This window comes from Arsenicicoccus bolidensis DSM 15745 (assembly GCF_000426385.1).
Classification (GTDB): domain Bacteria; phylum Actinomycetota; class Actinomycetes; order Actinomycetales; family Dermatophilaceae; genus Arsenicicoccus; species Arsenicicoccus bolidensis.
Genome location: NZ_AUFG01000018.1, coordinates 58848 through 71716 on the forward strand (window position 1 = coordinate 58848; position 12869 = coordinate 71716).

Sequence of the window (12869 nt, forward strand, 5' to 3'; positions counted from 1 at the left end):
CCTACACCCTCCGGCGTACCGGACGGTCCTGGTTGCCCGCGCGTCCACGACGACGAGCATTCTTGGAGACCAGCGCCCGGCTGGTCAGCCTGCGGAGGGCGAAGCCGTGGACCCGCGAGGGATCAGGGTCGGTGCGTAGGTGAGCGTCCGAGTGCCCACGTCGTCGCTGTCCAGCAGGAGCGAGAGCGCCCCCGCCGCGATCTGGGCGAAGGGCACGCGCACCGTGGTGAGCGGGACGGGGAGCTTGGCCACCACCGGGATGTCGTTGTAGCCGACGACCGAGAGGTCCTGCGGGACACTCAGGCCCAGTCGGGCGGCCACCGACAGGACACCGATGGCCACGTGGTCGTTGACCGCGAAGATCGCGGTCGGGCGGTCCGGCCTGGCGAGCAGGGTCAGCCCGGCCGCTTCGCCGTCCTCGACCGCGAACCCACCTCCCACCATGAGGGATTCGTCAACGCCCACCCCCGCGTCCGTCAGGGCGTCGAGGTAGCCCTGGCGGCGTCCGGCGGCGCTCGTCGCGTAGTCGGGTCCGCCCACCAGGGCGATCCGGCGATGGCCCAGGTCCACGAGGTGCCGCGTGGCGAGACGACCTCCCAGCCCGTCGTCACCGACAGCAGCCGAGAGCACACCGTCGCCACGGATGGCGAGCACCTGTCGCACGCTCCGACCCTCGGCCTCGTCGAGCCGGGAGTCGGTGCGGGCCGTCGTCCGGATGATCCCGTCCACCCTGCGGCGGAGGAGCGACTGGACCGCGAGTCGTTCGCGGTCCGGCTGGTCGTGCGTGCTCGCCACCACCGCGAACATCCCGCGGGCGGTGGCCGCGTCAGCGATCTCTTCGTACAGCAGGGCCATGACCGTGTCGGTGAGTCGGGGAACGACGACGCCGATGGTGCTGGTCCCCGCCCGTCGCAGCGCGGAGGCCAGGGGGTCGCGCACGTAGCCGAGCTCCGTCGCCACCTGACGAACGCGACCGGCGGCCGCGGTCTGCGACCGGGGAAGCCGCTCGTCCAGCACCCGCGATGCCGTCGACGTGCTCACGCCCGCAGCCCGCGCCACGTCTTTGAGTGTCACCACTGATGTCTCCTCGTCCTCGACCGCTCACCTGCCAGCCTCCCCCATCGTGCCCGCGTGGGCCGCGCTGGCCGGGGGCGACACCCAGCGGATGGGGAAGTTCATGACGGGCGCGGAGGGCGCGAGATGCGAGGTGCGGACGCAGCAGACGGCCCCCGCCGACGAGGGCGGGGGCCGTCTGAAGCTGGGCAGGATGGTCCGGGTCAGACCATCGCGGGGATCTGCGCCTTGCCCAGTCCCGCCTTGTCGAGGGCGGCAGCGATCTCCTCGTGCGCCCCCTCGGCGAGGGGCAGGAGGGGCGAGCGGACCGTGGCGTGCTCGAGGACGCCGCGGTGGACCAGCGCCTCCTTGAGGCACACGGTGCCCTCCATGTGCGACCCGCGGTGGTAGACGTTCTGCGTCACGGGGAACATCTGGTCGTGAGCCGCCTTCGCGGCCGGCCAGTCCTGGGCCTTGCCGGCGGCGATGAGCTCGAGCAGCAGCTCGGGGGCGATGTTGCCGTAGCCGACCAGCAGACCGTCGACGTCCATGATGGTGTGCAGCAGGTACTCGTCGTGGCACGACAGGATCGTGAGGTCGGGGTGCGCCTCGCGCAGCGCGGGGATCTCGGTGTCCCAGCGCTTCATGTTGCGGACGCCGTTCTTGGTCCAGTAGACGCCGTCCTGACCGGCGATCTCGAGCTGCGTGTCGAGGTCGTAGGTGGCCTTGGTGGCGTCGGGGTACTGGAACAGGATGCAGTCGAGCCCGGCCTCCTGGTAGATCGCCTTGTAGCGGTCCTGCGGCGCGCCCTTCTGGAAGCCGAAGCGCAGCCAGCCGTGGGACGGGTAGATCAGGCCGGCCTTGGCCCCGGCGGCCACCGCGCGCTTGGACTCCTCGACGGCGACCTTGGTGCCCTCCGCGGTGATGCCGGCGATGACGGGCACGCGGCCGTCGGTCGATGCGACGAACTCCTCGATCACCTGCACCTGCTCGTCGGCCGTGCAGAAGGTGCCCTCGCCCGCGTGGCCGAGGACGACGAGGCCCTTGACCCCGTCGAAGGACCCGAGCCACGAGCCGAGGCGGTGGATGGCGTCCACGTCGATGTCGCCATCGCGGGTGAACGGGGTGACGGGTGCGGGGACGAGTCCTCGTAGGTCGATCGGCATGTCGTAACTCCTCTTCGAGTGGGATCAAGAAACGTTCCCGGGAACGTTCCCACCATGCGCTCCGGTGCCGGGCGGTGTCAAGGGATCGGGCGAACCCAATCGCTCCAGCCTCCTCGGAGCGCTCCAGCTACCACCCTCTTGACACGGGCGCAGTTGCAGACTCAAACTCAAACGATCCCGGGAACGATTGCATATAGACAGAGCGATGCCCCCGGCATCGTCCGGAACGGAGACCAATGGAGGTCTGCACATGTCCGCACGTCAGTCGACGCATGATGGCCCGATGGATGCCAGGGCGTCCGACGCCCCCCACCCAACCGCAGGACGCCGCTCCCGCTGGCGCCTCCTGGCCATGGCCGGACCGGCCTTCGTGGTCGGCTGCTGGGGGTTCGGCCCCGGCAACCTGACCACCTCGATCCAGGCAGGCTCCGGCTTCGGATACGCACTGACCTGGGTGGCGGTCGCCTCGACGGTGCTGATGCTGTGCCTCGCCGACATGAGCGTGCGCATCGGCATCCAGTCCCCGGTCTCCCTGCTCACGGCCGTCAAGGAGCACCTCGGTTCGTGGGTGGGCTACGTGGCGGGTGGCGCGATCTTCGTCATCACCCTCATGTTCTCCGTCGGCAATGCCGTGGGGTCCGGTCTGGCCCTCTCGATGCTGGCCGGCGGGCCCCCGCTGATGTGGACCATCATCTGCACCATCCTCGTCGCGACGCTGCTCGTGTTCCGCAACGTCTACTCCGTGATGGAGAAGATCATGGTCGTCGCGATGGCCCTCATGGCGCTGGCGTTCGTGGCCAGCGTGGTCGTCGCCAGGCCCGACTGGTGGCGGGCCGCCGAGGGCGTCATACCGACGATCCCGGACGGGTCCATGACGGTCGTCATCGCCCTGATCGGCACGTGCTTGTCCGCCAACGCCGCGTTCTTCACGTCATACGGCACCCAGGAGCGCCGGCGCACCCCGGCCCAGTATCGCGATGTCACCATCGCCGACACCATCCCGGGCATCGCGGCCCCCGGCATCATGACCGCGTTCGTCATCCTGGTGGCCGCCAAGGTGTTCGACGGCCCCCTCGGCGCCGGCGGGATGGTCTCGACCATCGGTGGCCTGGCCAAGGTCTTCGAACCGGTCGCGGGTCCGGTCGGCACCTGGATCTTCTCGCTCGGCTACTTCGCAGCAGCCCTCTCAGCGATGATCGCCAACGCGACCGCCGGCGGCACCATGCTCTCCGACGCGCTCGGGCGTGGAGCGTCGCCGAGCACGAAGACTGCTCGCATCTTCTCCGGGATCATCCTCACCTGGGGCGTCGTCATCACCGCCGTCTTCGGCGGCAAGTCGCCGGTCCAGCTCATCGTGCTCGCCCAGTCCCTCACGGTCCTGACGGCACCGGTTCTGGCGTTCCTGCTCGTCTACCTGTCGTCGCGAGGCACCTTCATGGGCGACCTCCGCAACCGCTGGTGGCAGCTGGCGCTCGGCGCGTGCGCCTTCGCCGTGGTCACGTGGTTCTGGATCCAGCTGATCATCGGCTTCTTCGCCTGACGCCGACGTGTGTCGTGCCCTGCCCGTTCCGCCGGATACCTGCAGACAGCGCCGCGCCCAGACATGACGAATGCCCCGCCTCGAGGAGGCGGGGCATCTGTCGTGCGGACGTCGGTGGACCTCCGTAGCAGCTTCTCAAACCCCCGGAAGCCGCTCGGATCGCTGATTTCCCGCGTTCTACGGGACTCTCGGACACGTCGGCCGCGCGCTCGGGGTGCTCGGATGACCGATGAGCGCGGTCCCGTGCGTGAGAATTCGCGTCAGTCTCAAACCCGTTTGAGCGTCTCCAATCGAGCCGAACTGCTCGCCGGGTACACCGATGGGGTGCCCGTGCGGGAGCTGGCGACGCGATTCAACGTGCACCGCGGCACCGTGCGGGAGATAGCTCGCCAGGCGGGCTTGGCAGCGCGTCGCCCGGAGTTGCCGGACGCGATCCGACAGGACGCCGCTCAGCTCTATGCGGGTGGACTCACGCTCGCTCAGGTCGCGGCGCGACTCGAAGTCAGCAACGAGGCCGTGCGCTCGGCGGTGATTGCGTGCGGCGGAACGGTCCGTGCTGGCGGTCGTCGCCGGGTCGGTGCCTGAGTTCTCGCACCTCAGCGGATACCTATCGCGTCCATCGCGGACCGCCCTTCGGCGTCGTGTGCTTCGGCGGGCAAGCTGGCGCGGTCGCGACGGGCGGTAACGGTCTCGCGGAGGCGGGCGCGGATTAGGAGCACAGCGCTGATCGGCCCGATCCAGAGCATCTTGAACGTGTTCCAGATCGCCCAAAGCACTACGAGGTGAAGCCATCCGGGGGCGCCGTCCTCGACAAGCTGGACACAGAGGTTCGCGATCAGGAGGTACGGGATTGCGAGCAGCATCGCAGGGATACCCCACTTCAAGCCACGCCGACGGCTGCGGATCGCATCCAGCAGGATGTTGGTGGGCATGTAGCGCCGCAGGAAGTAGCGGGTGTGGACGCTGACGATCCAGATCAGACGGATCATGGTCTTGTTCCTCTCCATCGCACAGTGCATCTGGTGAGGCAGTGCGTTGAAGAGTGGCCCGGGGGCCTGCCGCGAGCGGCGCGCTACAGAGGGGAATCCCGCCTCAAGGTCAAGTCTACGCCCGGGCTGGACGTGAAGGAAGGGACTGTCCAACTTGCGCCGAGCACCGGCCGATCGTCGGTTGCTGGATCGCGGCTATCGGTAGAAGCTGGGCGCCTTGGACCACTTGGCACGAGCGCGTTCCATGAACTTGCGGGCACCGCTGTGGTTCATCCTCCAACGGGCGACGGCGAGACCGACATCGTGGACAGCGGCTGCCACTTAGGTTCGGCTCGCACAGCGAGCACCGTGACGATGGCCGCGCCGGCACCGCGTTCCCATGCCGCGTGTCGGTCGCTCGCCGTAACATGGTTCTTAGCCTGATCGTCCCACTCGCCGGTGGCGACGCTCCAAAGTAGGTCGAGGAGGACAACATGGCTCGTTCGTCGTTCGTCAGTTTCCACTATCAACGTGATCACTGGCGCGTCCAGCAGATTCTGAGAATGGGGGCTCTGGATCAGCAGACAGAGCTTCCCGCGCAAAAGTGGGAAGAGGTCAAGAAACAAGGTGACCATGCCATCCATGCGTGGATAGACGAGGAGATGAAGTACAAGCAGGCCGTGATCGTATTGATCGGCAACCAGACCGCATCCCGGAAGTTCGTCAAGTACGAGATATCCCGAGCCTGGTCAATCAAGAAGCCGCTGCTGGGTATCCGAATCCACGGATTGAAGGACGCGCAGCAGCATGTCGATCGACCAGGAGCCGACCCTTTCGCATCCTTCGGCTTCTCCGATAGCACAAAGACCTATGCCGACTATGTGCCGGTATACGACCCAGCCGACTACACGGGGAAGTACTCACCAACGAGCTCCGATATCTACGCCGCGATCAAGCAAAACATCGCAACTTGGGCCGCTGGCGGATATAAGCGACCATGACCGCCCCGAGATCAGGTGAGAAGGAGTGCCCGTTCTGTGCCATCGCACGCGGGCAGGCGAATGCCCGCATGGTTTGGCGAAGCGAACACGTAATTGCCTTCTTGCCCGATGTGCCCGCCGTGGCCGGTCACACTTTGGTCGTACCCACTCACCACGTCCGCGACATCTGGGAAATCGATTCCTGGTTAGGAAAGGAACTCGCTGACGCCACTAGGAAGGTGGCAAAAGGGATAGCGGCAGTCGGAAATCGCTCCCTGAACATTATCCAGTCCAACGGCGCCGCTGCCGGGCAGTCGGTATTCCACTTACACGTGCACGTCGTGCCGAGACAGCCTGATGACCGTATGCCCCAGCTGTGGCCGCCTGATGCCGATTGGTCGCCCAACGACCTTGATCAAGTAGCAGCTAAGCTTCGCGACGCCATTGCGCAGAGCGCACAAAACTAACTCAGGGGACAGCGTGAACGGGGTCCCGCTATCTCAACATCCGACGCTTATACATACATAACACCGACGTACACTTCCGGATGTGCGTTGGCCTGATCCGTGTCAGCATCAGCCGTCGTGGTGAGCGTGAGCGTTATGGAGACGAGGATACTTACAACGACGATGGCTCCGTAAAACAGCGCCAGACTTATGGACCAGCCAACCCTCCAGGATTGGCGGGCAGCATAAGGGGCCGGCTTGATCTCGAATCCCGCCACCTTCTTCTCCGCGACGTCATCGAACATCGCGCGGAAGGCCCGTTCTTGACGCAGAAAGTAGGTGTCGAGCACCCAAAAGGCGAGCGCTGGCATCACCGCGACAAGCGCCAGGAGCGGGTCGCTCCGAGAGGCGGCAAATCCCAGGATCGCCGAGGACACCGTCAGTGCCCATCCCTTCATAACGAAGGAGTTGTTCGCGAGCCGGTTGATCACCGCTTGGACGTAGTCCATATGTTTGTGGTGGTCAGATTGATCCACCACATGTCTCTTATTGCCTTCCTCGGCACTCATCGTGTCACCAGATCTAGGAATTCGCCTCGACCGTTCGCAAAGGACGTTAACGACTCGGCTTGACGCCGTGAGGGAGGAATAACATAAGGACGCAGAAGACCGTCGACACGAACCTTTTCTACTACTTTGTAAAGCCCTAGATACTCTTGCCCGTCGAAGGTTCCCCCACTACCGCCCTCTACAGGGAGTATCGATACAAGCGTCCCGTCACGGTAGCCGTCGAAGTATCCAAGTTCCCATGGCATCCACCGCGATCCGCTCGCTGCACGAGAAGTAGCGTAGAGCAGCGACTTCGACTGTTGCATTCTGCCCCTTAATCGCGCTGCGGTGGAACTCGATACGCGAGATCGGTCCAACTCCGGATCGTCGATCCAGTCAACGTAAACGCGCAGTCCTTGGTCAGTGAGTAGTTTCCGCAGTCCCAAGATCGCCTGCGCATCACGGAAGCTGTGACTTAGAAAAATGTCAAACGATCCCGTCGCAGATTTAGTCGACATCCTCAACCGTTCTCGTGCGGCCGATGCCGTCAAGCCACCTGAATTCGCTTGTAGTTCTTGCATCGTGTAGTAGCTAGCCACGGGTAGTTCACCTATCCTCTGAGTCGATGGTGAAGCTAAGTCGTTGCCCAAGAATGCTGCCTGAGGGATCTCCATCATGCAGTCGAAGAACGACCGCATCGTCAAAGACGGACCGATCTGAGAACTCATCCCAGGGCACGTGGTCACTGTTGATGGTGATGAGATGCTGATAATTATAGGAAACCGCCGATTCCGCCGCGATCTCAATGGCTCTTGCAGTTTGGCGCTCGTCTACGTCCGCGAAAATTGAACTGTCATGAAGCAAGAACCCCGGACCTCTCTGTTGGCTCGCGAGGTCTTCGCTCAGAGCAATGTCGTACGCGAAGATTGCCATCAAGTGGACTCCACCCGAGCCTGTCTTTGGCAGCACCACTTTGAACTGAATCCCGCTCTTTCCCGGCAAGACTCGCAGGTCGGCTGGCTCGCCGTACAGCGCCTCCATGATTTCACCAAATCGGGCAATGACGCCTGACCTGAGGTCAAAACGTTCCTGCAGGTCAAGTTTCGTGCGCGAAACAAGGTCGAGCTCTTCAGACTTGAGCTTCGACTTTCGATCGCTGAGTTCACGCAAGGTCTGAATTTGCTCCTCGACTTGCGAAACCTCGACTTGAGACTCCGCTAACCGCTTCTGAAGTGCCGCGAAGTCATCGAGCGCACCGCCGGTGCGCAACAGCTGGAGATCCTGCTCCTGTTGGGAAGCCAGCCGAGACTGCTCTTCCTCACGCTGCGCGATCCGCTCCCGAATACGCCTCGTCTCATCCGCAAGATAGGATGCGCGGTTCGCTACCACCTGTCGTTGAAACTCGGCTGCCTCATCCAAGCTGCGCACTACTGCGTCACCGAGAACGATTCCAGCTTCCGAAAAGAGTCTCTCGACGCTGAGGTTACTCGACACAAACTCATCTTGCGCTTGCGACTCGTAGAGTGCGAGCTGCTGACGATCGGCAAAGTTGTCGTTTCCCAAGGTCTTGATCGCAGATGTTGCTTCCTGCACACGAGCCTCGATGTTCCGGTATTCCGGGAGGACAGAGAACGTACGGATGTCCTGCGTGAGCTTTTCCGTGCGCCGCTGAAGTCGGATGAGTTGAGGTTCAAGTGCCGCGATCCGCGCATCTATAGAGTTGTCTGGATCGTCCGCCAAGGCGACACGCGCCTTACGATCTTTCAGTACCGCCCATTCCTTCGCGAGACGCCAATCAAGGTTGAGCAGATAGGCGTTCTCCGCCTGAACAGCTTCTGCACGCTGATTCGCTAATGTGCGGAACGGATCAATCAGGGAATCCGAACGGTAGCGTGCAAGATGACGTATAAGGCTGCGGAATGTTGGGGGGTCGGCAGGCATGCCGGGACGCACGAAACACTCATTTTGGAGCCAGCGGGTCCACCGCCGCGATCCGATGTCAGCTCGGCCCGCCTCGGAGACTTCGTCCCGCTCAACGATCCCGGCTGACACCACGTCTCCCTCGATGTGCACTTCGCCTGAGACATCTGGACTGCGGGATGCTCGGAGAGTTGCCCCCGATCTAGTCGTGAGAGAGAGCGTGAAGTACCAGCCGTTGCCCTTCATCTGATCTAAACGGTCACTCATGTTGGCGCCGAGGCAGAAATCAATCAGGGCGAGAACGGTCGTCTTTCCGAGTCCATTTCTGGAATCCGTCTTCGTCGCTTCTTTGGCTCGGTCGGCAACGACTATGTTCAGCCCATCACGAAACTCAATTTCTCTGAATTCCGGGAAGTTAGCCGTCAGCGACTCTAGCCTCACTTCACACCTGCCACTTGAGAACGCCGGCATCTATGCTGACGACGCCGATCAGAAAGAGTAGAGTCAATGCCTCAGTGAAGCTGTCGAAGGAGACTTCGAGATTCGCACCTCTGTACGAATACCAAAGTTCGCTCACCGTGGAGTTGCTGTATCGCAACGGGAGGAGGTCTGCCGCCCTCCCAAGAACACTGTCGCTAGCGGGGACGTACTTTGTCGGCAGTATCATGCGGGCGCCTCGAACACGTCGCAAACTTCGAACAAATGGCAGAGAACCGCCACAGCAGCCGCGTGGATGACAAAGACTCTCGCCCCATCAGTTTGTGGGGTTGTCGCGCTGTTGGAGCCAAATTCGATGAGGGAGACGAAGAGCGCGTCGCCCATCACACCATTTGCAGTGAGCCGATTGTACTCCTCTACGAAGCCGGCGCGGAGCCTCTCCGGGAATCTAGACGAGAGTTGAGCTTGACGACGGATATAGTCGGCTGCCTGGGGTGCCTGCGCGAGCCCAATACTCATTGTTGGGCGTATCGCGTCTGTCAAAGCGTTGGCATCCATCTTCGCTTGGGGTGCAACGGCAACCATCGGCGTTGAGGGCAAGCTCACGTCGCCATCAGCAAAAGCGTTACAGACCATCTGCAATTCAGCAAACGACACCAAGGTGGCGCCGACTGACAACTTGTCGGTTGTCGCCTTTTCAGCAGCGCGCTTCCAGTCTTTGAGTGTCTCAACCGGGTAGGCGGAGTCGATCTTATCGACCATATTGTGATGATGAGCGCAAAGAACGAGTAGGTTTGCGTAGCCGTCTCGTTCCGCGGCAGAAAGAGCTGGGTTTGATCGCGGCCCTTCGTCTGAGGACCCTTCTATATGAGCGATCTCGCCAAGAACGACAGGCCCGGTCTCCGTGAACTCGACGATGGCAGAGGCGCAGTCAGGGAACGCGCAGTAGTGACCGGAGGTCAGGAAGAGTTGTTTCAGCGTGAGCACTGAGTAGTTTCTCGCCATCGAGCCTCCTCATCTCGCCTGTAGGCCTCCGGCCTCGCTCGGTGCTGCCATACGGAACAGCAAGCCCTATCCGGGTTCGCCGAACCCATCATCTCACCCATGCGCTCCACCTAGCGCGCCAACGGCCGGCGTGGCTGTCTCCATGTAGGTTGTGTGGCGTCTCAAGTGCCCCTCCCGCGATGGCTCTCGCTCGCAGACAGTCGCCGGACCGGGGTGCGATGGCAGTAGCGATGGAGTTGGCCGGGGCCCATCCTCCGTAAGCTCGGTCGGGGATGGAGGCGGTGAGGTAAGGCATGGCCAGCGTGCCCCACTCACTGCCGAGTGTTCTGGCGGAGAGCGTCCTGGCCCTGCATTGGCCCGGCAGACTCGGATGGACGTCACAACTTCAAACCGACGCCCTCCCGCCCGGCGGTTGGTAGTTGAGTCGCGTCTGGTTCACGAGATTGGTTCATGGTTCGTGCTCGTTTTAATGGCTCTTCTGACGCTTCCGTGGGTGGTTGAGCGCGTCTGAGAGTTGAGCACGCCGTTCCCTGTCTAGGTTTCTGAGCTGTTGAGGAACAGGAACCGAAGAGCGGAGAACGGCGTGCAGAACGCCACCTTATGGCGCGCCCTGCTGGGGGTCGAGAAGACGGTCGTCGAGGACGTCGAGTTCGACGAGGACGGGGAGCTTTTGGTCGCTCATGTTCGGCCACGGAAACGTGCTCGTGGTCGGTGCGGCCGGTGCGGGCGACGCTCGCCTGGCTACGACGCCGGGGAGGGCCGGCGGCGGTGGCGGGCACTGGACCTGGGCACGATCCAGGCGGTGCTGGAGGCCGACGCGCCACGAGTGAACTGCGCTGAGCATGGGCCGACGGTGGCGGCGGTGCCGTGGGCCCGCCACGCGGCCGGGCACAGCTACGCCTTCGACGAGCAGGTCGCCTGGCTGGCCACGCAGTGTTCGAAGAGCGCGGTGACCGAGTTGATGCGGATCGCCTGGCGCACCGTGGGCGCGATCATCACCCGGGTCTGGGCCGACGTCGAGGCCCTGCACGACCAGTTCGCCGGGCTGCGCCGGATCGGGATCGACGAGATCTCCTACAAGCGCGGCCACCGCTACCTCACCGTGGTGGTCGACCACGACTCTGGTCGGCTGGTGTGGGCCATGCCCGGGCGGGACAAGGCCACCTTGGCCAAGTTCTTCGACGCTCTCGGTGTCAAACGCTGCGCTCAGATCACCCACGTCAGCGCGGACGGTGCGGACTGGATCAGTAACGTGGTCGCCGAGCGGTGCCCCAACGCGGTGCGCTGCGCCGACCCGTTCCACGTCGTGAAGTGGGCCACCGAGGCTCTCGACGAGGTCCGTCGGCAGGCCTGGAACGAAGCCCGCGGAGCGGTCACCCGGCGTCGAGCCGGCCGCGCCAGCGGGCACGCCAAGGCGCTCAAGCATGCCCGGTACGCGTTGTGGAAGAACCCCCAGAACCTCACCACCCGGCAGCAGGCCAAGCTGGCCTGGGTCGCCAAGACCAACCCCAGGCTGCACCGCGCCTACCTGCTCAAGGAAGGCCTCAGGCTGGTCTTCCAGCTGCCCCACGATGAAGCCGTCGAAGCACTCGAGGTCTGGATCGGCTGGGCCCGCCGATGCCGCATCGGCGCCTTCGTCGAACTGCAGCGCCGCATCGTCCAACACCGCGGCTCGATCCTCGCCGCGATCGAGCACGGCCTATCGAATGGTCGAATCGAGTCGGTCAACACCAAGATCCGGCTCATCACCCGGATGGCGTTCGGCTTCAAGTCACCCGACGCCCTCATCGCGCTGGCCATGCTCAACCTCGGCGGCCACCGACCCGTCCTCCCGGGCCGGAAATGACCCACGGATCAGTCAGGAGAGCCGTTTTAATGCGGTACTCGCCCTCTCCGTGTCGATCCTCTGTGCTACCGAAGTCGGAGCAGCACCCAGAGGGGATTGGTCAGTGATGCCATACCGGTCTCGGTAGGCGGCGACAGTACAGGCGTGCCGCCGCCAGACAGCGGCCTGACGTCGGTTTCGGGGAGGCGCACCCAGCGGCTTCGCCCAAGCGGCGTTCTCCGCCCGTGCAGTGTCGAGTACCGCGTCGGCGCGATCCTCGATCAGTTTCCGCAGTTCGTCTAATGCTCGCCGCATGTCACCGGCCATCGGGCCATCCGCAGCCGGTATCAGGCCAGCGACCAGTCGCGGTGCCTTGCGGACGCGGCCAGAACCTGCTGGCCGTGCGGTGGCACGGGCGACACGGTGGTGCAGGACGGAAGCGATGTCGTCGGCATCATCGAACCCGCGCGCGGCCACCAGCCGCGGGAACAAGCGGTCGAGGTCGTGATGGTTGGCCTCTGCGCGGCGGAGTTCGGCGGTCAGCGCTCCGAACGCATCGGACTCGATCACCGTGTTGGCCTGTTCCTCGCTAAGACCCGAGTCGCGGATGAGGGTGGCCCAGCGGTCGTGTTGAACCGCCCCGGGTTTGGTGGAGGGTTCTGACCTCTTCAGGGAGGCTGGAGTTATGCCCGCACCGAGGAAGTACAGCGATGAGCTGCGTGAGCGCGCCGTGCGCATGGTCGAGGAGACGTTGAAGGAGAGTCCTGGGTTGGCGCACAAGCGTGCCTGCACGCAGGTGGGTGACCAGCTGGGGATTCCGGGGGCGACGCTGCGGAACTGGTTCCGCAGCGGGGTCGCCGGGTCCCGCTCGCCTCAGGCGGTGGTCGTCACCGACGACCCGGTGGCCCGGATCGCTGAGCTGGAGAAGGAGAACCGGGAGCTGCGCCGGGCCAACGCGATCCTCAAGAGCGCGTCGGCTT

At 63.8% G+C, this 12869-nt stretch carries 14 protein-coding genes; 6 read left to right on the top strand and 8 right to left on the bottom strand.

The annotated features are described in order from the left end of the window. Nucleotides 1-84: 84 nt before the first annotated feature. Both K313_RS0111260 and K313_RS0111265 read right to left on the bottom strand, forming a co-directional pair. Nucleotides 85-1077, bottom strand: a complete 993-nt coding sequence (locus tag K313_RS0111260; protein ID WP_029211703.1) for a LacI family DNA-binding transcriptional regulator — start codon at nt 1075-1077, stop codon at nt 85-87. Nucleotides 1078-1277: 200 nt separating this feature from the next. Further along, the gene (locus K313_RS0111265) at nt 1278-2219 is read right to left on the bottom strand and encodes a dihydrodipicolinate synthase family protein (RefSeq protein ID WP_029211704.1); all 942 of its coding nucleotides are present in this window, start codon (nt 2217-2219) and stop codon (nt 1278-1280) included. A gap of 283 nt (nt 2220-2502) precedes the next feature. On the opposite strand from K313_RS0111265, the gene K313_RS0111270 reads away from it, so the two are divergent. Then, on the top strand, nt 2503-3759 hold the full coding sequence (locus tag K313_RS0111270; protein ID WP_084412744.1) for an Nramp family divalent metal transporter: 1257 nt from the start codon (nt 2503-2505) through the stop codon (nt 3757-3759). Nucleotides 3760-3981: 222 nt separating this feature from the next. Further along, nucleotides 3982-4344 carry a helix-turn-helix domain-containing protein gene (locus tag K313_RS23040; protein ID WP_240483975.1) on the top strand — a complete coding sequence of 121 codons (363 nt, stop codon included), beginning with the start codon at nt 3982-3984 and terminating at the stop codon, nt 4342-4344. A gap of 11 nt (nt 4345-4355) precedes the next feature. Here K313_RS23040 and K313_RS0111275 read toward each other — a convergent pair whose 3' ends face one another. Then, nucleotides 4356-4748, bottom strand: coding sequence for a hypothetical protein (locus K313_RS0111275; protein WP_029211706.1), 393 nt, complete (start codon nt 4746-4748; stop codon nt 4356-4358). 473 nt (nt 4749-5221) lie between these two features. Between K313_RS0111275 and K313_RS0111280 the strand changes: the two genes are divergently transcribed. Together K313_RS0111280 and K313_RS24880 are read left to right on the top strand one after the other, a co-directional pair. Continuing rightward, nucleotides 5222-5728, top strand: coding sequence for a TIR domain-containing protein (locus K313_RS0111280; RefSeq protein ID WP_029211707.1), 507 nt, complete (start codon nt 5222-5224; stop codon nt 5726-5728). Beyond that, a complete protein-coding gene (locus tag K313_RS24880) occupies nt 5725-6174 on the top strand; it encodes an HIT family protein (protein WP_084412746.1) in 450 nt (149 codons plus the stop codon). The genes K313_RS0111280 and K313_RS24880 overlap by 4 nt, the downstream gene beginning before the upstream one ends. Before the next feature lie 47 nt (nt 6175-6221). Here K313_RS24880 and K313_RS20915 read toward each other — a convergent pair whose 3' ends face one another. The 4 genes from K313_RS20915 to K313_RS23535 all read right to left on the bottom strand — a co-directional run bounded on the left by K313_RS20915 (nt 6222) and on the right by K313_RS23535 (nt 10064). Continuing rightward, nucleotides 6222-6722 (bottom strand): hypothetical protein, encoded by a 501-nt coding sequence (locus tag K313_RS20915; protein WP_156911341.1) that lies wholly within the window; start codon nt 6720-6722, stop codon nt 6222-6224. Nucleotides 6723-7307: 585 nt separating this feature from the next. Further along, complete coding sequence (locus K313_RS23050; protein WP_084412748.1) at nt 7308-9092, bottom strand: DUF2326 domain-containing protein; 1785 nt, start codon at nt 9090-9092, stop codon at nt 7308-7310. Next, on the bottom strand, nt 9064-9288 hold the full coding sequence (locus tag K313_RS24885) for an ABC-three component system middle component 6 (protein ID WP_029211711.1): 225 nt from the start codon (nt 9286-9288) through the stop codon (nt 9064-9066). Before K313_RS24885 ends, K313_RS23050 begins: the two co-directional genes overlap by 29 nt. Next, nucleotides 9285-10064, bottom strand: coding sequence for a hypothetical protein (locus K313_RS23535; protein ID WP_156911345.1), 780 nt, complete (start codon nt 10062-10064; stop codon nt 9285-9287). The genes K313_RS24885 and K313_RS23535 overlap by 4 nt, the downstream gene beginning before the upstream one ends. A 583-nt stretch (nt 10065-10647) precedes the next feature. On the opposite strand from K313_RS23535, the gene K313_RS0111310 reads away from it, so the two are divergent. Next, entirely contained in the window at nt 10648-11910 is a 1263-nt protein-coding gene (locus K313_RS0111310; RefSeq protein ID WP_029211712.1) for an ISL3 family transposase, read from the top strand. Between the two features lie 12 nt (nt 11911-11922). Here the strand turns inward: K313_RS0111310 and K313_RS23055 are convergent, their stop codons facing one another. Further along, a complete protein-coding gene (locus tag K313_RS23055; RefSeq protein WP_476692349.1) occupies nt 11923-12459 on the bottom strand; it encodes a hypothetical protein in 537 nt (178 codons plus the stop codon). Between the two features lie 115 nt (nt 12460-12574). Between K313_RS23055 and K313_RS0111320 the strand changes: the two genes are divergently transcribed. Further along, nucleotides 12575-12869, top strand: a 295-nt coding sequence (locus K313_RS0111320) for a transposase (protein WP_029211714.1), incomplete at its 3' end; no start/stop codon positions are given.